This is a genomic window from Pseudoalteromonas sp. 0802, from assembly GCF_013350085.1.
In the GTDB taxonomy this organism is placed as follows: domain Bacteria; phylum Pseudomonadota; class Gammaproteobacteria; order Enterobacterales; family Alteromonadaceae; genus Pseudoalteromonas.
Genome location: NZ_JABVXE010000003.1, coordinates 239,418 through 262,415, shown reverse-complemented (window position 1 = coordinate 262,415; position 22,998 = coordinate 239,418). Strand labels below are relative to the sequence as shown.

At 41.8% G+C, this 22,998-nt stretch carries 19 protein-coding genes and 1 pseudogene; 11 read left to right on the top strand and 9 right to left on the bottom strand.

The window, feature by feature from the left end:
• Positions 1-58: 58 nt before the first annotated feature.
• Entirely contained in the window at positions 59-631 is a 573-nt protein-coding gene (gene yeiP, locus HUS61_RS08910) for an elongation factor P-like protein YeiP (RefSeq protein ID WP_055020721.1), read from the bottom strand.
• A 190-nt stretch (positions 632-821) separates the two neighbouring features.
• Here yeiP and HUS61_RS08905 point away from each other — a divergent pair, with 190 nt between their 5' ends.
• Positions 822-1,208 (top strand): MmcQ/YjbR family DNA-binding protein, encoded by a 387-nt coding sequence (locus tag HUS61_RS08905; RefSeq protein ID WP_054553214.1) that lies wholly within the window; start codon positions 822-824, stop codon positions 1,206-1,208.
• A 13-nt stretch (positions 1,209-1,221) separates the two neighbouring features.
• On the opposite strand, the gene HUS61_RS08900 is transcribed toward HUS61_RS08905, so the two are convergent.
• The 3 genes from HUS61_RS08900 to fadI form a co-directional block, all read right to left on the bottom strand.
• Positions 1,222-1,752, bottom strand: coding sequence for a GNAT family N-acetyltransferase (locus HUS61_RS08900; protein WP_130166667.1), 531 nt, complete (start codon positions 1,750-1,752; stop codon positions 1,222-1,224).
• Positions 1,753-1,890: 138 nt separating this feature from the next.
• A complete protein-coding gene (gene fadJ / locus HUS61_RS08895) occupies positions 1,891-4,116 on the bottom strand; it encodes a fatty acid oxidation complex subunit alpha FadJ (RefSeq protein WP_175082362.1) in 2,226 nt (741 codons plus the stop codon).
• Entirely contained in the window at positions 4,116-5,426 is a 1,311-nt protein-coding gene (fadI, locus tag HUS61_RS08890) for an acetyl-CoA C-acyltransferase FadI (protein WP_054553218.1), read from the bottom strand. The genes fadJ and fadI overlap by 1 nt, the downstream gene beginning before the upstream one ends.
• Before the next feature lie 336 nt (positions 5,427-5,762).
• On the opposite strand from fadI, the gene HUS61_RS08885 reads away from it, so the two are divergent.
• The 8 genes and pseudogenes from HUS61_RS08885 to HUS61_RS08850 all read left to right on the top strand — a co-directional run bounded on the left by HUS61_RS08885 (position 5,763) and on the right by HUS61_RS08850 (position 13,987).
• Positions 5,763-6,719 carry a MoxR family ATPase gene (locus HUS61_RS08885; protein WP_055020720.1) on the top strand — a complete coding sequence of 319 codons (957 nt, stop codon included), beginning with the start codon at positions 5,763-5,765 and terminating at the stop codon, positions 6,717-6,719.
• A 3-nt stretch (positions 6,720-6,722) separates the two neighbouring features.
• Positions 6,723-7,667, top strand: coding sequence for a DUF58 domain-containing protein (locus HUS61_RS08880; RefSeq protein WP_055020719.1), 945 nt, complete (start codon positions 6,723-6,725; stop codon positions 7,665-7,667).
• A gap of 2 nt (positions 7,668-7,669) precedes the next feature.
• Positions 7,670-8,110 (top strand): DUF4381 domain-containing protein, encoded by a 441-nt coding sequence (locus tag HUS61_RS08875; RefSeq protein WP_130166665.1) that lies wholly within the window; start codon positions 7,670-7,672, stop codon positions 8,108-8,110.
• Positions 8,103-9,089 (top strand): VWA domain-containing protein, encoded by a 987-nt coding sequence (locus HUS61_RS08870; RefSeq protein WP_175082361.1) that lies wholly within the window; start codon positions 8,103-8,105, stop codon positions 9,087-9,089. Before HUS61_RS08875 ends, HUS61_RS08870 begins: the two co-directional genes overlap by 8 nt.
• 1 nt (position 9,090) lies before the next feature.
• Positions 9,091-10,968, top strand: coding sequence for a VWA domain-containing protein (locus HUS61_RS08865; protein ID WP_175082360.1), 1,878 nt, complete (start codon positions 9,091-9,093; stop codon positions 10,966-10,968).
• Positions 10,962-12,611 (top strand): BatD family protein, encoded by a 1,650-nt coding sequence (locus tag HUS61_RS08860; protein ID WP_130166662.1) that lies wholly within the window; start codon positions 10,962-10,964, stop codon positions 12,609-12,611. Before HUS61_RS08865 ends, HUS61_RS08860 begins: the two co-directional genes overlap by 7 nt.
• A gap of 78 nt (positions 12,612-12,689) precedes the next feature.
• Positions 12,690-13,238: pseudogene (locus HUS61_RS08855) on the top strand (sigma-70 family RNA polymerase sigma factor); the annotation flags it as partial.
• The gene (locus HUS61_RS08850; RefSeq protein WP_130166661.1) at positions 13,238-13,987 is read left to right on the top strand and encodes a DUF3379 family protein; all 750 of its coding nucleotides are present in this window, start codon (positions 13,238-13,240) and stop codon (positions 13,985-13,987) included. The pseudogene HUS61_RS08855 and the gene HUS61_RS08850, both read left to right, overlap by 1 nt.
• A gap of 75 nt (positions 13,988-14,062) precedes the next feature.
• Here HUS61_RS08850 and HUS61_RS08845 read toward each other — a convergent pair whose 3' ends face one another.
• The 4 genes from HUS61_RS08845 to HUS61_RS08830 all read right to left on the bottom strand — a co-directional run bounded on the left by HUS61_RS08845 (position 14,063) and on the right by HUS61_RS08830 (position 18,007).
• Positions 14,063-15,253 carry an amino acid aminotransferase gene (locus HUS61_RS08845; RefSeq protein WP_054553227.1) on the bottom strand — a complete coding sequence of 397 codons (1,191 nt, stop codon included), beginning with the start codon at positions 15,251-15,253 and terminating at the stop codon, positions 14,063-14,065.
• 73 nt (positions 15,254-15,326) lie between these two features.
• On the bottom strand, positions 15,327-15,986 hold the full coding sequence (locus tag HUS61_RS08840) for a GAF domain-containing protein (RefSeq protein ID WP_175082359.1): 660 nt from the start codon (positions 15,984-15,986) through the stop codon (positions 15,327-15,329).
• Positions 15,987-16,031: 45 nt separating this feature from the next.
• Positions 16,032-17,702 carry a fused response regulator/phosphatase gene (locus tag HUS61_RS08835; RefSeq protein WP_130166659.1) on the bottom strand — a complete coding sequence of 557 codons (1,671 nt, stop codon included), beginning with the start codon at positions 17,700-17,702 and terminating at the stop codon, positions 16,032-16,034.
• Positions 17,702-18,007 carry an STAS domain-containing protein gene (locus tag HUS61_RS08830; RefSeq protein WP_054562148.1) on the bottom strand — a complete coding sequence of 102 codons (306 nt, stop codon included), beginning with the start codon at positions 18,005-18,007 and terminating at the stop codon, positions 17,702-17,704. Before HUS61_RS08830 ends, HUS61_RS08835 begins: the two co-directional genes overlap by 1 nt.
• Positions 18,008-18,140: 133 nt before the next feature.
• On the opposite strand from HUS61_RS08830, the gene HUS61_RS08825 reads away from it, so the two are divergent.
• Positions 18,141-18,470, top strand: a complete 330-nt coding sequence (locus HUS61_RS08825) for a translation initiation factor (protein ID WP_058586369.1) — start codon at positions 18,141-18,143, stop codon at positions 18,468-18,470.
• Positions 18,471-18,497: 27 nt separating this feature from the next.
• Here the strand turns inward: HUS61_RS08825 and HUS61_RS08820 are convergent, their stop codons facing one another.
• A complete protein-coding gene (locus tag HUS61_RS08820; protein WP_175082358.1) occupies positions 18,498-21,497 on the bottom strand; it encodes an EAL domain-containing protein in 3,000 nt (999 codons plus the stop codon).
• 334 nt (positions 21,498-21,831) lie between these two features.
• On the opposite strand from HUS61_RS08820, the gene HUS61_RS08815 reads away from it, so the two are divergent.
• Positions 21,832-22,983, top strand: coding sequence for a chorismate mutase (locus tag HUS61_RS08815; RefSeq protein ID WP_054562150.1), 1,152 nt, complete (start codon positions 21,832-21,834; stop codon positions 22,981-22,983).
• Positions 22,984-22,998: the final 15 nt, after the last annotated feature.

Here is a 22,998-nt window from a genome sequence, read left to right as displayed (position 1 = left end):
CGCGTTACAAATAAAACAAAAAAACCGGCTATAAGCCGGTTTCTAAAAGGGTACAGAGTTATTTTTCTGCGCGACCCATAAATTTATGCTCAACGGTATTAATACGAATACGGTCGCCTGTTGAAATATGCTCAGGAACTTGAATCGTTAAACCCGTTGTTAAACGCGCAGGCTTTGAACGTGCACTTGCTGAAGCGCCCTTGATTGAAGGGTCAGTTTCTTCAACTACAAGCTCAACACTCGATGGTAAATCTAAGCCAACTGGCGAGCCATCAATCACAATAACGTGAAGACCTTGAGTTTCTTCATTAACGAATAAAATCTCTTCGCTGATCGCTTCTTTATTTAGGTTATATGGCGTGTAGTCTTCGTTATCCATGAAAACATACTCTTCACCGTCAATGTAAGAGAACATAGCTTCACGACGAATGAGATCAGCAAGCTTTAGCATGTCGCTGTCTTTAAATGTTTCATCAACTTTACCGCCTGTTACCACATCGTATAAACGCATGCGGTATAAACTGCCACCAGCACGGCCTTGTGGTACAGAACGTTGAATATCTTTAACTACTAAAACACGGCCGTTATGCTCGATAGCGGCGCCTTTTTTAACTTCACTTGCCTTAGGCATGGGTGTATTCCTATCGTTTTTTGATGACAGAAATTTACCACGTAATGGCTTTTGTTCAATAAAAATTTACAGTTTTGACTGGCAGCCGTTATTTATTCGATTTTTCAGCAAATTATGACAATAGTTGTCTCAAAACTACGAAAAAGCTGCTATCTTTATAACTACGAAAAATGACTTCAAGGATTGGATCATGAATCAACACACAGTACACGAGTATTTAATGAAAAAGCCATTGGTGATGATCACCCAACCATTTGGCCAAGATGTCGACGTTTACAAGGTGAATCATAAAATGTTTGCCACCCTTGCCGAGGGCAAAGAAGGCCAAACAGACGATGAGGGAAACCTTGTATGGTGGCTAAATCTGAAATGCGATCCAGATGAAGCCCAAGCACTGCGTGATATTTTCCCGTCGGTGATCCCGGGTTATCACATGAACAAACGTTTATGGAATACGGTTATTTTAGACGGCACCGTACCACAAGGAGAGATCGAACGAATGATTGATAATTCGTTTGATTTAGTGGTTGCGAATATGCCAGAAAAAGACAGAAAAGCGATTGAGCTTCATCTGTAAAATTGCGCACTGATCACGCTCTGTGATCAGTGCAACTTAAATGAAAATGATGATCGGTATACAAAACACCGCCAATAGCATACGCATCTAGCTGCTTATCGACTAACTGAAAACCACATTTCTCAAGTACTTTTTCTGAACCGATATTACCCTCGGTGACAACCGCTTTAAATTCACGTACCGCATGTTCTGATTTGGCGTAATCAAGCACTGCTAGCAAAGACTCTGTGGCATAGCCACGACCATGAAAATTAGGCAGCAACAAATAACCGACTTCTTGACTATCTGGCACTGTTGATGAGGTAAACCCAGTTACCCCCACCTCTTTACCAGTACTGGTTTCAACAATAACTAAACAAAGTGGTGAATTCGAATTTGGCTGCCAAGGCTTTAAGCGTTCATTAAACTTAGCTCGCAACTGCGCCTCTGAGGGCTTATCGAAGCATTTAGCTATAACTTCAGCATCATTATGCAAAGTATAAAACAATGGCCAATCATCGGCATTTAACAGCCGTAATGTTAATCGCGCAGTGGTGAGAGTCATGGTGATTAATCGCTAAGTAAATAAACCTAGTTATAACAAACTGATTTCGTGAGTTAAATACCACTTATGGCCAATATAGAAGAAAAAAGCCCCGCTCAATGAGCAGGGCTTTTAAAATTAACTAATTAATTTAAAGAATTAGCTTTTAGTCGTTTCTGTATCGGCATCTTCTGACGCTTGCTCGTCTTCAACCACTTCTTTGGTTACTTCAACCGGATCGACAGACGTAGCTTCAACTACTGCCGGCTCTTCGCTTTCTGCTTGGTAAAAACGACCACCTTTTTCAGCCATTGCTTTTAACGTATCGCAAGGTGTGAAAATTGGGTTGTAGTTAGCAAAAGTCGCCATTTCAGAGCTCACTTGTGCTGCACCCAGTTTATCCATATAGCTAAATGGACCGCCTAAGAATGGTGGGAAACCAATACCAAAAATAGCACCAATATCACCATCACGCGGGCTTGCAATAATGCCATCATCTAAACAGCGCACCGCTTCGTTTAGCATTTGCGCAACACAACGTTTAGCAATTTCGCTCTTGTTTAAACGAGGTGATGGCGTAACACCAAGTAGCTCGTATACTGACTCATCCACTTTTTTATCTTTCTTGTCGTAAAGATAAAAACCACGGCCAGTCTTACGACCTAAACGCTTAGAATCGATTAAGCGATTAAAGGCATCAGGTGCTTTAAAGCGATCGCCCAATTCTTTTTCAAGGATTGGCGCAATTTTAGAACCGATATCAATCCCTACTTCATCAAGAAGCGCTAAAGGCCCTACCGGGAAACCAAACTCAACCAATGCTTGGTCAATCTTTTCAATCGGCTCACCTGCTAGCAGTAAATTAGCCGCTTCATTTACATAAGGCGCTAAGATACGGTTTACATAGAAGCCAGCCATATCTTTAACCACAATTGGTGTTTTACCTTGCTTACGGGCAAAGTTAACAACGCGTGCGATAGTCTCTTCAGACGTACCTTCATGTGGAATGATCTCAACAAGTGGCATTTTCTCAACAGGTGAGAAGTAATGAAGACCAATTACATTTTCTGGGCGTGCTGCATCAGCAGCAATTTGTGCAATTGGTAATGATGAGGTATTACTTGCAAAAATCGTGTTGCCTTGGCACTCACGTTCTACATCAGCCACCATACCTTGCTTTAAAGCAAGATCTTCAAACACGGCTTCGATAACGATATCAATGTGTTTAAAGCCGCTGTAATCGGTGGTACCGGTAATGCGGTTCATGGTTTGTTGTAGATCAGCTTTAGATAAAATACGACGCTTTTGCTTTTTATCTAAAATCTTATAGCTGTAGTTCATCGCATTGCTGATGCCCTTTTCAGCCACATCTTTAATGCGCACTGGAACACCCGCTTTTACAGCACTAACATGGGCAATACCCGCGCCCATGAGGCCGCCACCTAATACTGCTGCTTTAGCGATTGCTGGTGCATCATCATTACGCCACTCTTTTTTCATTTCAGTGGTTGCAAAGAAAATACCGCGTAATGCTTTTGACTCATCGCTCATTACCAGCGTGGCAAAGCCTTCAGCTTCAGTTTTGTATGCTTTTAACTGATCAAGTTCAACACTTGCACGAACGGCTTTAATAATGGCTAAAGGTGCCGGGTAGTGACCGCCTGTTTTTTTCAGCACGTTTTCTTGTGCTTTTTTGAAAATAATATTGCGACCAAATGGGTTTGACTCAAGTAATTGACTTAAACGGTCTAGCTTAGGTTTAGTAGCCTTCGCCTTACCTTTCAGAGCAAACTCTTTAGCAACGTCAAGTAATACACTGTGTGGTACACAGTCATTTACTAAGCCTGTTTTCTTCGCTTGCTTAGCACGCACTTGCTTACCTGTAAGCATCCACTCAAGTGCTTTTTGCAGGCCAACTAATTTAGGTAAACGTTGAGTACCGCCACCACCAGGTAATAAGCCTAACTGTACTTCTGGCAAACCAAGCTTAGTGATATCGCTGTCTGAACACACGCGATAATCACAAGCTAAAGCAAACTCTAAACCGCCGCCCAATGCAGCACCATGAATAGCACTTACTGTTGGAAAAGGCAGCTTTTTCATATCGAAAAATGCTTGCTGACACATTTCGCTTAATGCTAATGCATCTTCACGGCTATTTGCGCTATCAAGCATTTTAATATCAGCACCGGCGATAAAGTTATCGCTTTTACCACTGATAAATACCATGCCTTTTACTGCTTGCGCTTGTGCGTCTTTAAGTAAGGTTTTTAAATCTTCTGCAAAACTGCTGCGCAGGGTGTTCATTTTTTCACCCGGCACATCAATGGTTACAACGGCTACGCCGTCATCAGCCACTGATAAACTAAATACTGAATCTGTCATTACGCACTCTCCAATACAAAGGCTGCGCCTAAGCCACCCGCTGCACACGCAGTCGTAAGCGCTAAGCCGCCACCGCGACGATTAAGTTCATGTAAGCTTTGCGTGATCAGGCGCGCACCTGTTGCCGCAAATGGATGACCGTATGCAAGTGAGCCACCTAATACATTGAACTTGTCCATGTTTATTTCGCCGATCGCTTTGCTGCGACCTAGCTTTTCTTGTGCAAATTTATCTGACGCAAACATCTTCATATTAGCCAGTGTTTGCGCTGCAAATGCTTCATGCATTTCGATTAAATCTAAATCAGCTAATGTGATACCTGCTCTATCTAGGGCAATTGGCGTTGAGTGCGCCGGACCCATTAGCATATCTTCATGTACACCAATTGCTGAGAAAGCAAAACTGCGTACATAACCTAGAATGTCGTAACCCAATGCTTTGGCTTTACTCTCACTCATCATTAATACCGCAGCGGCCCCATCAGTTAATGGCGTTGCGTTAGCTGCAGTCACTGATCCGTGCTGACGGTCAAATACTGGTTTTAATTTCGCGTAGCCTTCAACCGTTGAGTTATGACGAATGTTATTGTCTTGCTCAATAAAGCTCTTATAAGGTGCAACATGGGCAGTCATTACTTCATCTTTAAGCTTACCATCAGCCCACGCCTGACTTGCAAGGGTGTGCGAACGATGTGCTAAAGCATCTTGATCTTCACGGCTGATGCTATGTGTTTTCGCCATTTGCTCAGCCGTTTGACCCATAGATAAACCAGTAGAGTACTCAGCGACCGCAGGCGGTACAGGAAGTAAATCTTTTAAACGTAGTTTTGAGAAAATCTTTAATCGCTGACCAAGCGTACGTGCTTTGTTTAAATCAACAAGGCTGCCCGCTAATTTTTTACTAACACCAATAGGTAATACAGACGATGAGTCAGCACCACCGGCAATACCTACTTGCACTGAGCCTGCCATAATTGATTCGGCTACGTTAGCAATGGCTTGGAAACTTGTCGCACACGCACGCGAAACAGAATAAGCATCAACAGAAACAGGCATACCCGTACCTAATACGATTTCACGGGCAATGTTTGGCGCTTCTGGCATTTGCACTACTTGTCCAAATACAAGTTGGTCAATTTCAGATTTATCAAAGTTAAGTCGTTCAAGCATTTCGTTGACAACTAACTTACCCATATCAAGGGCTGGTACATGATGGAATGCTGTGGCTTGCTTTGCGAATGGCGTTCGCAGGCCGCTAACGATAGCGATACGATCGCCTTTTGCTGTTTTAAGTATATTTTGCTCAGACATTTATGCTCTCCCGCTGACAGGTCTGACCTGTTTGTTTTTCCTGATTCTAAAACAACCCGTGTACGAATGCCAATAGTAAGTTTTCAACCATAGGCTTTTTTCAGCCTATTTACAAAAAAACACCGTATTTATATGGTAGGCTAAAAATCCTTAAAAAATAACGAACTATTTGAGGATTTTGTGTCTAACACTTGTGTTATAACTTTTGAATCCTTATAACTTGTTAATAGCGCCCCACCACGGTACCGCGCAAATAATTTATCGGTACTGAATATAACGCATTGGCGCATAACAAAAACAATTTTTGACTCACGCTTTTAGGACAGTCTTTTTATTATGGCAGTTAACGCATTTTCACAATTAAAATCATATCTAGACACGCAAATTATCGGCCAACCACAATTAACTCAAGCACTGTTAATCGCAATTTTGGCAGATGGCCACTTATTAGTTGAAGGCCCTCCGGGTCTTGCGAAAACGCGTGCAGTCAATGCCTTAGCGAAAGGCGTTGAAGGCAGTTTCCAACGTGTGCAATTTACCCCAGACTTATTACCTGCAGATGTAACTGGTACCGATATTTATCGCCAGCAAACCAGTGAGTTCGTATTTGAAAAGGGCCCGTTATTTCATAACCTAATTTTGGCTGATGAAATTAACCGTGCTCCTGCTAAAGTGCAATCTGCTCTTCTTGAAGCCATGGCTGAACGCCAAGTAACGGTTGGTAAAAACACCTATCCACTGTCTGATCTATTTATGGTTATGGCAACCCAAAACCCGCTAGAACAAGAAGGCACATACCCACTACCTGAAGCTCAGCTTGACCGCTTTTTATTGCATTTGAGCATTGATTATCCGGGTGCTGAACACGAATTAGATATCCTACGCCTAACCCGTGGCGAGGCTATTTCTGATATGCAGGCAACGACACAACAAATTAGTCAAAGTGAGCTATTTGCTGCCCGTAAAGCGATATTAGGTTTGTATTTAGCTGAGCCGCTTGAGAAATACCTAGTACAGTTAATTGTTGCCACTCGTGAAGCAGCTGAGCTTGATGAGCAACTTGGTCGCTGGATTGAATATGGCGCAAGCCCACGTGCAACCATTGCCCTTGATAAGTGTGCCCGCGCGCATGCTTGGCTTGAAGGCCGTGACTTTGTTGCCCCAGATGATATTCAAGCAGTGCTGCATAATGTATTGCGTCACCGTATTATCTTAAGTTACGAAGCACAGGCCGATGGCATCAGTAAAGACGATGTGATCAGCCGTATTTTAGAATTGGTGGCAGTGCCATAAGCTATGTCGAGCCAATTTGATACAGCGGCGTGGTTAGCAGCGAGTCATAGTCAAGGCGTCAATTTATCACTCAAAGAGTTGATGTATTACAAAGCCAAAGCTCGCTTGCTAGAACTTGCGCCCAAAGTAAAAATCAAAAACAGCTTAGCTGGGCAATACCTTGCACCTCATAAAGGGCGTGGTATGGAGTTTGCCGAGGTGCGTCATTATCAAGCCGGTGATGACATACGCTCTATCGACTGGCGTGTTACTGCACGCACTGGCGAAACCCACACTAAGTTGTTTCAAGAAGAAAAAGAACGCCCAGTTTTTGTATTTACCGACTTTTCTAACTCGATGCTGTTTGGCTCAAAGTTATTATTAAAGTCAGTGCAAGCAGCGCACATTAGCGCACTGGTTGCTTGGTCGGCGTGTCAACGAGGTGATCGCATTGGTGGCTTGGTGTTTAATCAGCAAGGTCATCACGAATTAAAACCGACCTCTCGAGAAAAAGCAGTGTTAAAGCTTTGTCACAACTTATGTGATATTCACAGCCAAGCTCTGACTAATATCGATCAAACAGCCACCAGCTTATTTAGCGAAAACCTTAAACGTCTTAATCATTTAGCAAAACCAGGGAGCTTGGTTTATATCGTTTCTGATTTTAGTGCCCTTGATGAAGCAAGCTTCAAACAACTTGAAATGCTGAGCAGGCACTGTGAATTGATTGGCTGCCATATTAGTGATCCGTTCGAGCATCAATTACCAGCTTTCAAACAAACGGTGACTGTGTCGGCGAATGGCCAAGAACTTGCTTTACCACTAATGGATAAGCAATTTCGCGAGCGCTTTGCTAAGTCTGCCGAAGAGTCGTTTTCTAACAGATTAAAACGCTTACAAAAATCTGGGCTTAGTTTAATTTCATTCAGTGCAGCCACTCCTCTTGAGCTGCAATTAGTGAGAAAGTAACAATGCAAAAAAATCCGCTAGATGGCTTACATGATGTCATTGCACCGACCGAGGTTGCATGGTGGCCACTTGCTCCAATTTGGTGGCTAATTATCGCCTTAGTTGGTTCGTTATTAATTATCGGCTTAGTGCTTTTATATAAAAACCAGCAATTTAAAAAAGCCAAAAAACAAGCCATTAAGTTAAGTAAAACCCTTAGTGATGATGACGCGCAAGAGCTACACATTATTTTAAAACGCTTAACTCGTCATTATTACAGCAGTCAGCTTGCTTCTCAGCCCTTGGCAAAGTGGTCTGAAAGTTTATCGAAACTGAGTGGCGATAACTTTAGTTACGACGAATTGATGCCGCTTTATCAACAACAAAGTAATAATGCTGAGCTCGGGGCTAAATTACGCAGTGCCATTAGCAACTTTAAACTCAAGGAGCCAATTAATGTTTGAGTTTAGTTGGCCATGGTGTTTTGTGCTTTTACCTCTGCCTTGGATATTAAGCCGCTTTATGCCGTTAAAGCAGCAAGGGCAGTTACGTTTACGTATTCCGGGCTTTGCTAAGCTTGGCTTAAATAATCAGGCAGTACAGCAACATAGTCGCAAAGTTTCATTGCTCGAATGGGCTGTTTGGGTCTCTTTAGTTGTCGCTATTGCAAACCCAACTTGGCTTGATGAACCTATCACGCTGCCTAATGAAGGCCGCGATATTATGCTGGCGGTGGATTTATCTGGCTCTATGACAGAGCAAGATATGGCCTACCAGAATCAATATGTTGATAGGCTTACCATGGTAAAAGCTGTACTCAGTGACTTTATTGAACAGCGTCAAGGTGACCGCCTAGGTCTTATCTTATTTGGTGATACCGCATTTTTACAAACGCCTCTTACTCGTGATGTTAAAACCGTAAGCCAAATGCTCAGTGAAGCACAAATTGGTCTAGTAGGTAGAGCAACAGCCATTGGTGATGCATTAGGTTTATCGGTGAAGCGTTTCGCTAATAAGGATGAAAGTAACCGTATCGTAGTACTATTAACCGATGGTCAAAATACCGCGGGTAACCTTGACCCAGAAGATGCGCTACTGTTAGCCCGCGAAGAAGGCATTAAAGTATATACCATAGGTGTTGGCTCTGATAACCCGCGTGGATTTAGCCTGTTTAATATGGGTGGTATGAGTGGCGGTAACTTAGATGAAAGCTTACTCAAACGCATTGCCGAGCAAACCGGCGGCTTATACTTTAGAGCAAAAGATGTCGCTGGTTTACAGCAAATTTACCAAGAGCTCGATAAGCTTGAGCCAATTAGTAGCGATGAACAAACGTTCCGCCCACAAATTTCATTGTTTTATATTCCACTGCTTGTGGCGCTAGGCTTAATAAGCTTAGCAATGCTCGTCAGTTTTATTCGCCAATTTAAGCAGGAGAGCTAGTATGGATTTTGAATTTATTCGCCCTGCCCTACTTTGGTTATTAGTTCCCGCGCTGATTATTCTTAGTGTGCTGTTGGTACGCAACAAAAAAAGCGCCCCAGCTGATTTAATTGCGCCCCATTTGGCGCAGTTTGTAATGAGCGACAATCATAAAAAACAAAGCCAACCGCTTTGGCTAGTTGCTGTATTTACTTTATTAGCCATCGTTTTTGCAGCAGGCCCAAGCTTTGAAAAGAAACAAGTCCCGGTGTTTCAAGCAAAGAACGCGCGAGTTATTGTGATGGACATGTCGTACTCCATGTTCAGTACCGACATAGCACCAAATCGATTAGTGCAGGCTCGATTTAAAGCTCTTGATATGATTGAGCTTTTCAAAGAAGGTGATACGGCATTAGTGGCTTATGCAGGCTCTGCATTTACTATTTCGCCGCTAACCAATGACGCTAGCACTTTGGCTAACCTTATCCCAAGCCTAAGCCCTGATATCATGCCGAGCAAAGGTTCGAATGTTATTGAAGGCCTAGAAAAAGCCGACGATTTACTTAAACAAGCTGGCTATTTAGATGGTGATATTATTTTAGTCACCGATGGAGTTGATAGCCTAGATCAAGAAGATATTAGCCGCTTTACCGCTCAATCTAATTATCGTTTAAATGTCTACGGCGTTGGCACAGAGCAAGGTGCGCCGATTAAGCTACCTGAAGGAGGCTTTTTAAAAGACATACAAGGGCAGATTGTGATTCCGACGCTTAATGTCAGCCGCTTAAGTGCGCTTGCACGTAATAGCGGTGGCAAATTTGCACTGTATCAAACCAGTAATAAAGATATTCAAACATTTGCCCCCACTGCCAATGCTGAAGTACTCAAAGATGAGAAGCAAAGCCAAGCGTTATGGCGAGTTGATGCAGGTATTTACGGCCTGATTATTTTATTGCCGTTAGCACTCTTTTTAATTCGCCGTAGTAGCCTAGTAGTTGGCTTTTTGTTTGTTATGCTATTACCTCAGCAGCAGGTTTACGCCGCTGAATTACCTGAGGTGTTTAAGAACCAAGACCAACGGGCACTTGATGCCTATCAGCAAAATCAATTTGAACAAGCCGCCCAAGCACAAAACACGCAATTAAAAGGCGCAGCTCTTTATCAGCAAGGTAATTACCAAGCGGCCATGGATGCGTTTAGTGAAGATAAATCTGCAACGGGTTTGTACAACTACGGTAATGCCCTTGCTAAGGCCGGTGAGCTAGAACAAGCCATAGAAGCTTATAAGCAAGCCCAACAGCTTAAAAATGACTTCACTGAGGCAAAAGAAAACCAAGCCCTCGTAGAACAGTTATTGCAGCAGCAAGAGCAACAACAGCAGCAACAAGATCAACAGCAAAACAATGATCAACAAAACTCTGATGGCCAGCAAGATAACCAGCAAAAGCAACAGGGTGAAAATTCACAGCAAGGTGAAAACTCAGAGCAGAGTGAGCAGCAAGATGGCCAACAACCTTCAGAGCAAGGTGAGCAATCAGATCAAAAAGGTGAGCAAAGCGAGTCTAATAGTGACCAGCAAAACAAACCAGAAATGGAATCACAAGCAGACACGTCGTCACAATCTGGAGAACAACAGCCAGAGCAAGCTCCCGAGCAACAAGAGGCCCAGCCACAGCCATCGCAAAGCGACGAACAAGCTAAACAGCAAGCAGAGCAACAGGCTATGCAAGCACAAGCTGCTGAACTGACCAATGAAGAGAAAGAAAAAGCCCAGCAACTTAACCAGCTGCTGCGTAAAGTTCCCGATGATCCTGCGATCTTATTAAGAAATAAAATGCAATTAGAAGCACAAAAACGAAACTACCAACGTCGTCCACGAGGAGCCGAAAAATCATGGTAATGCGATTATTATGTTGTTTATTGCTAATCGCGGCAGCGCCGCTATGGGCTGCCACCCAGCTACAGGCAAGTGTTGATAAAAATCCTGTCCTTGCCGGTGAGTTTTTTGTTTTAACCATCTCAGCAGACGACTCTATTAACAGCGAACAACCAGACACTTCTGTGCTATTAAAGGACTTTGTTGTAGGGCCAACCAGTGTCAGCTCGCGCACTAATATTATTAATGGTGAAATCAGTAAGCAAACTAACTGGTCTGTAAAGCTGATGACCCGCAAAGAAGGCACTTATACCATCCCTGCATTTACTGTAGCCGGTGTTAGTTCAAAACCGATTGAGCTAACGGTAGCTAAACGCAGTCAAACCTCAGAGCAAAATAAAGAAGCCTTCATTAAAACAAGCATCAAGCCAAGTAGCTTATACGTGCAAGAAGCCGGTGTTTATACGGTTAAATTGTATTTAGACAACAACAAAGAATTGCTTGATGGCAACTTAACTACGCCAGAAATGGAAAACGCTGAGCTAACCCCAATTAACAAGCAATCTGAAGACTATGAGTTAATTGATGGCAAACGCTATTTAGTGATCACCCGTGAGTACTTAGTGCAGCCACAAAAAAGTGGCGTAAATACTATTACAGCACCTGTGTTCAACGGCCGTATTCGTCAAAACTATCGCCAAATGGCTGTGTCAGCGATGGGCGAAGATGTTGATGTTGAAATCAAGCCAATTCCAGATAACTACACAGGTGCATGGCTACCAAGCGAACTGGTTAACCTTGATGAGCAATGGCAACCAAAAGACGACACCGTTGAAGTTGGCACGCCGATCACTCGAACTATCACCTTAACTGCATTAGGGGTTACTAAAGAGCAACTTCCTGATATCGATATGCCTCAGGTGCAAGGTTTTAGAAGTTACCCTGATGAAAAAGAGAGTAATCATCTGGTACGTGATGGCCGTGTTATCTCACAACAAACGGCTTCTTATGCTTTATTACCGCAAACACCGGGCACTTACACATTGCCTGAAATCAAGCTGCCTTGGTTTAATACTAAAATCAATCGTATTAGCTATGCGACCATACCAGCTCGTACATTAACCGTTGTACCAAGTACAAATCCACTCACACCAACAGCTCCTGCTATCGCAGAGCCGCAAACCGCAAGCTCCAATGAGCTGAGTGATACACCAACTAATGTACAAACCGTTATGCAAGTCACGACCCCTGTTTGGCTTATTATCGTGGCAATTGTCGGCTATGGGCTTTGGTTAATCACCTTAGTGCTTTACATTAAAAAGCGCCCTCAACAGTCGGCAGCTGAGCCATTACCTACCAGTGGTTCATCAGTATCGTTGAATGAGCTTAAGCAGTTTGCAAAGCAAAACAATAGCTCAGGGTTTTATAACGCGTTGAACCTTTATGCAAAACAGCAGACAGGTAAAAATGCAGCAGCAATCGAGTGTTTACTAGCATCGCTGAAAAATACACAACTTAATGATGAAATTGCTAAATTACGCACTAAACTTTATAGTTCAGCAGATGAACAGGTTGATTTAAGTTTAATCGTCAGCTTGCTAAGTCAAGCGGCAAAGCAAACGAAATCGACAAGTAATGCGACTGAATTAAAAAATCTTTACGATTAACAATTAACCTAATAGGTTGAAAATAAACGGCTAATCTTGAATTAGCCGTTTTTTTAAGAAAAAAATAATAATCTCAGAAAGTTTTTTTCTGATAGGCAGGTCTTAGTTACTATGACAGAAAAACAAAAGCGATATGAAGCGCTGGTTCATGTCTACCACAGTGAGCTTTTTCGCTTTGCGTATTGGTTGTGTCGTGATCAGAACATTGCTGAAGACTTAGTGCAGGAAACCTTCCTGAGGGCTTGGCGTGCCTTGGATTCACTGCAAGATCAACAAGCAGTCAAACCTTGGCTGTTAACTATTTTGCGCCGCGAGAACGCACGCCGCTTTGAACGTAAACAATTTGATTACGCCGATGTTGAAAACGACACCCTTGTAGATGAACAAAGTACAACCCTTGATGCTGAAATGGAACAAACAGTGATTCAACGACAAATAGGAAAGTTATCACAAGAGTATCGAGAGCCATTGCTATTACAAGTAGTAATGGGTTGCTCTGGCGATGAAATCGCCCAAATCCTCGATTTAAATAAAAATACTGTCATGACACGACTTTTCCGTGCCAGAAACCAGCTTAAAGAGGCTTTAAGCAGTGATGATGATCAACTTAGAGGAGCATCAAATTAATGGATGAACTCGAGTTTCGCCGCCGCATCCTCGCCGAGCCAAGCACTATTGATAAGGAACTTGAAGCGTTTGCCGAGCAGGACAAAGATAAACAGGCGTTTATTGATGATGTGCGCGCTTTAGATGATGAACTAAGTAATGCGCTTAACATCCCCGTGCCTGAAAATTTAGCAAAGCGAATTATTGATAATACCTATGCTGCAGAAGAAGCGCCTTCAGAGCAGCCGCTAGACACCATTATTGAGGCTAAGTCGCGCTTTGCCTTTAACCGCTTGTATTTAGCCGCTGCAGCGTCGTTTTTAGTAGCAATTAGTGTGTTCTTTGTCACTAACAAACAACATACGTTATACAGCGTGGGTGAGCATGCCTTTGCGCACCTATACCATGAGATAGGCTCGCTAGATAAACATGAAGCGATAGACCTTGCCTATGTGAACGAAAAGTTTGCCACCATTGGCGGACATTTAGATGAGCTACCAGGTAAAGTAACCTATTTAATGTTTTGTGACTTTCAAGGCAAAAAAGGTCTGCACTTGGTATTTGAGTCTGATTTTGGCCCTATGACGGTATTCATTGTGCCTTCTGACGAGCAACCATTTGGCACTGGCTCTGACGATTTCAATGATGAGCGTTTCGCTGGCCACATCAACCGTGGTGAGCGAGCGGATACTATCTTAATAGCGAGTATTGGCGCTCCACTTGATAGCTACAACAGTATGATCAATGACGCCATTCGCTGGCTGCATTAATACCTACTCGAAGTAACACATATTACAGGCATAAAAAAACCGCACACTGCGGTTTTTTTATCGCTATAAAGCAGGTTACTTACAAACGTCTGCTACTGCATTTGCAAAGTAATCAATGTTTGCATCACTGATACCAGCAACGTTTACACGGCTAGAACCAACAATGTAGATTGAGTACTCTTTTTGTAAGCGCTCGATTTGCTCTTTATTAATACCTAGGAATGAGAACATACCATTTTGACGGTCAATAAATGAGAAGTCTTGCTCAATGCCTTTCGCAGCTAAGCTTTCTTTGATTAAAGTACGCAAACCATTAATGCGATTACGCATTTCATCAAGCTCGTCATGCCACATTTGCGTCAGCTCAGTGCTACCTAAAATCGTGCTAACAATATCAGCACCATGCGCAGGCGGCATTGAATAGATGCTACGTACAACACTTAATAATACAGAGTTAGAGATATCAGCAGTTGCTGCATCTTTAGCAATGATTGAACATGCACCGATACGCTCGCGGTATAAACCGAAGTTTTTCGAACAAGAAGAACAGATGATTAACTCATCTACCGCTGCTGCTAATTTACGAAGACCCGCTGCGTCTTCTTCAAGGCTTGAACCAAAACCTTGGTAAGCAATATCAACCAGTGGCGTGAAACCAACTTCAACAGCAAGATCAGCAACTGTGCTCCATTGCTCAGCATTTAAATCCATACCGCTTGGGTTGTGACAACATGCGTGGAATAACACAACATCACCTTTAGGCACTTGCTTAAGGGTATTAATCATGTCATCAAATAAAAGGTCTTTATTTTCGTAATCGTAGTAAGGGTATTCTTTTACTGTTAAGCCCGCCGCTTCAAATAAGCTGATGTGGTTTGCCCACGTTGGCGTAGTTACCCATACCGTCGCATCTTTATTGCAACGCTTGATGAATTCAGCTGCAACACGTAATGCACCTGTACCACCTGGTGCTTGTGCAGTGCGAACACGGTTAGCTAAAAGTGCTGGATGCTCACCCAGTAATAAGTTTTCCATTTTTTGACAGTAATCTAGGTTACCTGCCAAGCCAATGTACGATTTACTGGTTTCGTTTTCTAAACGAAACGCTTCCGCTTTTTTAACCGCTTTTAATACAGGCGTATTGCCTTGCTCATCCTTATAAACACCTACACCCAAATCGATTTTCTTTGGGTTTGTATCTTGTTTAAAGGCCGCCATTAGGCCAAGAATAGGATCTGTTGGTAATGGTTTTAATTCTGAGAACATTGACTATCTCTTTTTATAGGGGTTAGCGTTGCCACTAGCTTAACATAAAAACCCAGCCTGATTACTAGTTAAATTAGACCAAGAGTTGAGGAATTTTAATACAACAAGCCACAAGTAATGCAAGGGTTTGCTGATCAAAGAAATCATTATTAAATGCTTCTGCATCTATAATACCTAAGCATTCATTTTTGTCTGATAATAATGGTAAACAAGTCTCGGCTTTCACCTTCGGGTCGCAAGTATAATACTCACCACCTTGTGCAAGGTAATCGGCTACGTTATTGATCACACGCCCTTGTTTAGAAAGCGCAACTTGAACATTGTTACTACCTTTAGCAAACGCTTCAGTTAGCGGGAATAATGGACGGCTCGGTGCACCATGATAAACCAGCTTTAATAACTGAGAACCTTCATTAGTCTCTGTCGCTTGATAAATACCAAACCAATCAACTTGAGTTTGGGCAACAACAAAATCGATAATTTGTTGCAGCTTAGCCAGTTTTTCAGTATTGGTAGCATTATCAGCAACATAATGATTTAATTTGAATGCTTCATCTTGTAAGTAGCCAAACAAGCTACACGCACCACCCTCGCCTAGCTCAGGAATTTGATACTCCCAACGCACTGCTGGTAAAGCTGACTCTGCAAGATAATGTTCAAGGTTCGATAATTGCTCAGCAACCAAATTTTCTGGTAATTCAAGCTGAGCTGTCGATAAGTAGTTAGAAATCATTTGGCCATCCAAACATCTATAATGCCAGAATGATAACATGCGATTTTAGTGTGAGCTAGTACTGCTTGCTGTTAATTGATAATAAATTTCGACTTGGTTGCCTGCACTATTGAAGGTCACTTTTGAAGCTACTTCCCCAAGCAAGCACAAGCCTCTACCATGCTCTCTTGCAAGGCTTTGTTGATTTGCCTGATCTTTACTAAAACCATTTCCTGAGTCGCAAACAGTAAAATATAAAGCAAGTTCTTCTGGGCAATAGCGAATATCAATAATGATTAAGGCATCGGTTAAATTTGCGAGGGCCTCTTCACGCTGCTGATAATAAATTAAAAAGCCATCTTCTTGATTTTTTACCTCTGAGTCGAGGCCTAACACGCCGTGGTCTAAGGCATTATTGTAGGCCTCTGAGAGTATCAAAAAGATATTAGCGCGATGTGCGTTTAAGCCTGCTACTTTGCTTATTACATCAACGACTTCCAGTACCGGATCGGTGCTTTTGATTTGCTTTGAATTTAGGCTCAATGAAAAGTTAAAAGGTAATGCGGATAGCGGCTCAGACTTTTGCTCAGGCTCACTCATGGCTAAGCAATTTAATAATACTAAGCTCAAGTCGTCTTGTTGTTTATTCCCACGAGCAAATTTATTGACTCGTTCAAGTACTTGCTCAGAAGAAATAGCTGGTTTTGAAGCGAGCACTTTTTTAAAGCGATGCTCACCAAAATACTCGTCATGTGGACTCGTTGTTTCAATGATACCATCGGTTGCCATGACAATACGGCATGTGTCCTCTACTTCAATATGAATAAGTGCACGTTCGAATTCATCTTCTTCTAAAATACCCAGTGCCATGTGTTGAGATTCAAGGGTACGAATAACTTCACCGCTTTGGTTGATGATATAGGTATCGGGTAAGCCCCCCAGCCATGCCGAGATACTTTTTCCGGTACTGCTAAGCTCTATGATGGTTGCAGCACAAAACATGTGGCCTGGTAATAACTTACCTAATACTGAATTGATTTCTGCGGCAATATCACTCACCGACATGCCCTTACTCACCATGGTATAAAATACTCTTGAAGCAGGGAGAGCTCCGACTGCAGCGGCTAAACCATGACCAGTAAAATCACCAAGCATGCAATATAAGCTACCTAATGGGCTTTGTGCGACCAAAAACATATCGCCATTAAACATAGCCGCAGGCGATAAATGAAAATCTAAATGCTTAGGAAAAGATTGTTGGTTCTCAAGAGCATTATTAAAAATATGTTCGACTATTTCATGTTCGCGGTCGACTTGATTTTGATGATATTCAAGTTGTAGATTTTGCTCTCTTGCCTTTTGGCTTAAATTACGGATCCGGCTATGCGCTTTAATTTTCGCGTTAAGAATCACTTCTTGAAACGGCTTATGCAAAAAGTCATCACCACCAACCGATAAGCAACGCTCAAAGCTCGCTTCGTCTTCTAATGAGGTAATAAAAATAATCGGTAAGTAAACTTGGCTAAAGCGCTCTTTGATAATCGCGGCGGTTTCAAAGCCGTCCATCACAGGCATAATGACATCGAGTAACACAATATCAATGGTGTGTTCTTCAAGCAAATTTAAAGCAACAAGACCGTTCTCAGCGGTATAAACACGGTAGCCCTGCTGCTCTAACATCACGGTTAATAAGCGACGATTTAAGGCAAGATCGTCTACAACCAGAATATTAAGCATCAATCAATATCGAACTTTTTATCAAAACGTGAGATTTGCAGGATTTTTTTCAGTTGCGGTTGGCAGTTACTAATTTGAATTGTTTCAACTTTGCCTGTTAGGTTTTTTTTCATGTTCAGCAACATGCCTAACGCTGAGCTGTCCATGTAATCTGTTTCTCTAAGGTCTATGACCACTTTATCGATATTGTCGTTGAGATCGGCATACGCCTGACGAAAAGATTGCACCAAATTAAAATCAAATTTTCCTTTGATTTGTACAGTTAATATAGCGCCATCAGCAGAAGTGCTGCGCGTTAAACTCATAATAAACTCCTAATAAACAAATCTTTCCTGATACTTAACTAAATATAACCGCTTAAAACAAATAAGCCAAAAATTAAAACACTTAGGATGAAATTTGTTATCATTTAGCCAAGCTTCTATAACGAGATCTACCATGAGCGATAATAATCTAGTTTATTCAACTGCAACGGGTCGCATTGAGCAACCTAAAGAAAGTAAACCAAGCCAAGGTAAAGTTTTTAAAGACGGCTTTTTACGCATTGAACGTCAAACCAAAGGACGCAAAGGTAAGGGCGTGATGTTAGTTGTTGGTATCGACAGCGAGCAGCACGACTTAAAAAAATTAGCCAAAACCATTAAAAGTAAAATGGGCCAAGGTGGTGCAGTAAAAGACGGTATCATCGAAGTTCAAGGTGATGACAGAGATAAGCTAAAAGCGATTCTCGAAGGACTAAAGTTTAAAGTTAAAATTGCAGGGGGCTAATCACCCCCCTTTTTTGCGTTCTGTATTTTATGAATTCAACGAGTTGAGCTGTTCATAAAGTGCAGGCAACTCATCTTCAGGGATAGGCTTACTATAGTAGTAACCTTGCACAATATAACAGTTGTTGTTTTGTAAAAACTCAATCTGCTCGATAGTTTCCACCCCTTCGGCAACAACGTTAAGCTTTAGCTTTTGTGCCATAGCAATAATCGCAGCGGTAATTTCCATATCATTACTGTCTTGTGGAATATCTTTCACAAACGAGCGATCAACTTTCAAAATATCCACAGGGAAACGTTTTAGGTAACTCAGTGAAGAATAGCCAGTACCAAAGTCATCGATTGAAATTGATACACCCAAGGCTTTTAACTGATGCAGTTGTAAAATAGCGGCTTCAACATGCCCCATTAGCATACTTTCTGTTAGCTCAAGGTGTAAGCGTTTAGGCTCAACACCTGTTTGCTTGATGATCTTATCCAGTGTCGACACCAAGTTCGCATCTTTAAATTGACGTGCCGACAAGTTGATTGAAATATTATTCTTTAAGTCTTGGCTTGCTAAACGTGCAGCAAACTCACACGCTTCTTGCAGTATCCATGCGCCTAATTCAACAATTAAACCAGTTGCCTCAGCAATAGGAATAAACTTAGTTGGTGGGATCATCCCTTCATTAGGGTGGAACCAACGAATAAGTGCTTCGTAGCCAACCACTTGGTTATTTCTACAATCAACTTGTGGCTGATAATAAACCCTAAACTGCCCTTCGCGAATACCAGTACGAAGCTCATTTTCAATGAATAAGCGCTCGTTTGCTGCAGCATTAAGCTCTTGGCTATAGAAGTGGAAAGTATTACGCCCTTTCGCTTTTGCTTCATACATCGCAAGGTCGGCATGTTTTAGTAGCTGATCTTCTTCTTGGCTATCAAATGGTGCCATTGTGATACCAATACTGGCACTGATGATCACTTCATTGTTACCTAATTTGATTGGCTCATTAAGTGTGCGCTGAATCGTATTTGCCACTTCCATTGCATGTGTTTGATGCTCAATACCACTTAATAATACCGCGAATTCATCGCCGCCTAAACGCGCTATTGTATCTTCCGTACGCAAACGCTTTTTCAAACGGTTAGCCACTTCAACTAATAACTGATCCCCTGCATCATGCCCTAGTGTATCGTTGATACGTTTAAATTCATCTAAGTCAAAATAGAATAAGGCAAATGCATAATGACCACGTTCAGCCAGTGCCATTGATTTACGCAGCTGCATTCTGAAGAAAGTACGGTTAGCAAGCCCAGTTAAGGTATCAAAGTAAGCCAATTGCTCCATTTTACGCTGGCTTTCTTTCACAAACGAAATATCTTGAGCTGATGCCACGTAACTGGTGATTTCACCACCATCTTCACGAATTGGTGAAATACTTAGCGAAACCCAAACAGATTGACGATCATTAGCTTGTAATAAGGTATCCCCGCGCCAATAATTGCGGCTACGTAAATCGATATCAATGTCATCGACTAAAATCGCCATTTCTTGGGAAATAACATTCAATAGCGGCGAGCCAATGAAATGACGCTCCTCGAAACCGGTCATTTCAACCATTTTAGGGTTCACATATTTAACTTCAAAGTCTTGGTCAGTGATCACCACCCCGGTGCCCGAGAAGGCCACAGCTTTAGATAAACGATTCGCCGCTTTTTCAGCTATTTCTTTTTCGCTAATGCGCTGGTTTAAGCCATCAATCAACTTACGAATTTCGATAGCCATATCTCTGAATGAGCCATTTAGCGTGCCAATTTCATCTTTATTGGCCTTTGGAAACTCAGTTTGTAATTGCCCTTTGCCAAAACTAACCACCGCATTAACCAATGAGTGAATGCGGCGCAGTACTAATTGATAAAGTGCTTGATGCAATAACAAGGCAACTAAAATTGCGTACAAGATAAACAAGCCGAAGAATTTTACTTTTAGCTCTTCAAGTGCTGAAAGTGCCGACGAACGTTTTTTATAAATACCAATATACCAATTTAGGTTCTCGACTTTACGAATATTAATAATGTGTGTTTCGCCATCTTGTACAAATGAATTTGCCGACTCAGGTAACTTTAAACGAATTGTTTCAGAGACTAGCTTTTGCAGATCAGGGTTTACAAAGTCTTCGGTGAGTAATTTTTTACCTTCACGACCATATTTCTCAAGTGTTGTTTTATCCAAATCAGGGTGAGCTAATAGCTGACCTTTTGCATCAAACACCAATAGATGTTGTTCACGGTCACCGATAGGCAGTTGTGCCAATAAAGTTTCAAGAGCAATATCACTGCCTGTTACTCCAAAAAATTCGTTTTCGAAGTAAATAGGCACTAGCACACTAACCACCCATTTATGCCAAATTCTGTCGTAATACACTTTTGACCAAACAGCTTCACGACTGGGGTTAGTTGCAGCCTGAGCGTAATTGAAGGTTTCGTCTTTGGTGAAATCAAAGTCACCGGGGACATTCAACGCCCAGTTTGGTGGCGCGATTCGAATAAAGTTATCTTTGGTAACTAAGTAAAAATTGAAGAAGTCTTGGATTAAGGTCGGTGAAACTATTTTCCAGAGTGACTCAGAATCGTTTATAAGCTGTTTATAAAATTCAGAATAATTATCTTGAGGGATAAAGGCAGCCGATAAGCCATCTTCTGAGGTACTACGGATACTGCCATCGACGGCAAATTTGATATCTGCACTACGTTTACTTTGTAAATGCGATTCGTTTTGAAGTAGTTGACTACTAACAACGTTATTCGCCTGCTCGGCAATGTTGATTTTAGTTTTGATCAGGCGGTTAAATTGACGACTCAAGCGTTCACTAGAGTGCTTTAAAAGTTCGTGCTCTTCAAACACAAGCTGTTTTTCTTCAGATTTAAGCATCAAAGCCGCAGCACATATACCTGCAATCAAACAAATCGCAGAGATCAGCAGCGACAATTTCATACTTAATGAATTCACACCAAAACGTGATGGCGGTCGTCGATACACCACAGGACTACCTTATTAATAATTGTTATTATTTATTGTGCAAAAACAAATATACCAGATTCATTTTTATATTTATAAATTTTTTATAAATATAAATGAATTTTCTGAGTAAACACCTATCTTTTCTAAATTAGCTGCGATAGGCAGTTGACTTTACATACAAGTGTTTTTACATTAGTTCAATGAAACAAATTATCTCTCGCACTTATTTTTCGTTTTTTAGCTTCTTTAGATAGAGGAGGCTTAACTGTTTGCGAGATAAATTCACCGAATAGCTAAAGCCTCCCACTTGGGAGGCTTTTTTGTTTGTGCACTGTTTTGGAATGAGGAAACCAACATGAGCATTGATACATTAAATGCGTTACGACACGATATTAATGAAATAGATTCCGACTTATTGGTGTTACTGGCTAAAAGACGCCGTATTAGCCACAGCGTAGTTGAATATAAAATTGCCAATAACAAACCAATTCGCGATGAAGCCCGCGAACAAGCATTACTCGAAAAGCTTATTAATTATGGTAAGTCGCTAGGTCTAGATGCGTACTACATCAATAATGTGTTCCAAACTATTCTTGAAGATTCTGTTTTGAATCAACAAGCAATGCTACAAAAGAATCTAAACCCTGAAGCAATGAGCGAAAGTCATCGCGTTGCATATTTAGGTGGTCAAGGCTCTTATAGCCAATTAGCCTGCCATAAATATTTTAGCCGTCGCCCAGGCAAGCTGATTGAGATGGGGTGTTCGAGCTTTGATCAAATCACCGGCAAAGTTGAAAGTGGCCAAGCTGATTTCGGCTTACTGCCAATTGAAAACACCAGCTCAGGTAGTATCAATGAAGTGTTCGATTTATTACAACATGCACAAGTATCAATTGTCGGTGAGGTCACTCACAGCGTTGAGCACTGTTTATTAGCAATGCCAGGTACTGAGCTTTCTCACATTAATAAAATCTTTGCTCACCCACAGCCTTTTGCTCAATGTAGCCGCTTCATTCAGGGTTTAGGTGATATTCAACATGAAACATGTGACTCAACCTTCCATGCATTACAATCAGCGGTTGAAACTACAAACAGCGCCGCTATCGGCTCAGCACAAGCAGGTAAAAATGTAGGGTTAGAAGTCGTTAAATCAGGCCTTGCAAACCAAAGCGAAAACCATAGCCGCTTCATTGTCGTCGCGCGTAACCCGTTGCAAGTATCTAAGCAAATTCCAACAAAAACCAGTTTGATTATGGCGACCAAACAACAAGCGGGTTCATTGGCTGATGCCTTGATGATTTTTAAACAACATCAAATTAACCTAGTAAAATTGGAATCTCGTCCAGTACCTGGAAACCCATGGGAAGAGGTGTTTTATGTTGACCTTGAAGCAAACCTTGATGACTTACATGTTAAGCAAGCGCTTGAAGAGCTAAAAGAACACACCCAATATACCCGTGTATTAGGCTGCTATCAAAGTGAGTCTTTGCAAGCTGTTAGTGTGTAACAGCCAGCCTAGATA

Coding starts and splice junctions, on each gene's coding strand:
- yeiP (WP_055020721.1), bottom strand. CDS start 631: ATGCCTAAGGCAAGTGAAGTTAAAAAAGGCGCCGCTATCGAGCATAAC.
- HUS61_RS08905 (WP_054553214.1), top strand. CDS start 822: ATGAATCAACACACAGTACACGAGTATTTAATGAAAAAGCCATTGGTG.
- HUS61_RS08900 (WP_130166667.1), bottom strand. CDS start 1,752: ATGACTCTCACCACTGCGCGATTAACATTACGGCTGTTAAATGCCGAT.
- fadJ (WP_175082362.1), bottom strand. CDS start 4,116: ATGACAGATTCAGTATTTAGTTTATCAGTGGCTGATGACGGCGTAGCC.
- fadI (WP_054553218.1), bottom strand. CDS start 5,426: ATGTCTGAGCAAAATATACTTAAAACAGCAAAAGGCGATCGTATCGCT.
- HUS61_RS08885 (WP_055020720.1), top strand. CDS start 5,763: ATGGCAGTTAACGCATTTTCACAATTAAAATCATATCTAGACACGCAA.
- HUS61_RS08880 (WP_055020719.1), top strand. CDS start 6,723: ATGTCGAGCCAATTTGATACAGCGGCGTGGTTAGCAGCGAGTCATAGT.
- HUS61_RS08875 (WP_130166665.1), top strand. CDS start 7,670: ATGCAAAAAAATCCGCTAGATGGCTTACATGATGTCATTGCACCGACC.
- HUS61_RS08870 (WP_175082361.1), top strand. CDS start 8,103: ATGTTTGAGTTTAGTTGGCCATGGTGTTTTGTGCTTTTACCTCTGCCT.
- HUS61_RS08865 (WP_175082360.1), top strand. CDS start 9,091: ATGGATTTTGAATTTATTCGCCCTGCCCTACTTTGGTTATTAGTTCCC.
- HUS61_RS08860 (WP_130166662.1), top strand. CDS start 10,962: ATGGTAATGCGATTATTATGTTGTTTATTGCTAATCGCGGCAGCGCCG.
- HUS61_RS08850 (WP_130166661.1), top strand. CDS start 13,238: ATGGATGAACTCGAGTTTCGCCGCCGCATCCTCGCCGAGCCAAGCACT.
- HUS61_RS08845 (WP_054553227.1), bottom strand. CDS start 15,253: ATGTTCTCAGAATTAAAACCATTACCAACAGATCCTATTCTTGGCCTA.
- HUS61_RS08840 (WP_175082359.1), bottom strand. CDS start 15,986: ATGATTTCTAACTACTTATCGACAGCTCAGCTTGAATTACCAGAAAAT.
- HUS61_RS08835 (WP_130166659.1), bottom strand. CDS start 17,702: ATGCTTAATATTCTGGTTGTAGACGATCTTGCCTTAAATCGTCGCTTA.
- HUS61_RS08830 (WP_054562148.1), bottom strand. CDS start 18,007: ATGAGTTTAACGCGCAGCACTTCTGCTGATGGCGCTATATTAACTGTA.
- HUS61_RS08825 (WP_058586369.1), top strand. CDS start 18,141: ATGAGCGATAATAATCTAGTTTATTCAACTGCAACGGGTCGCATTGAG.
- HUS61_RS08815 (WP_054562150.1), top strand. CDS start 21,832: ATGAGCATTGATACATTAAATGCGTTACGACACGATATTAATGAAATA.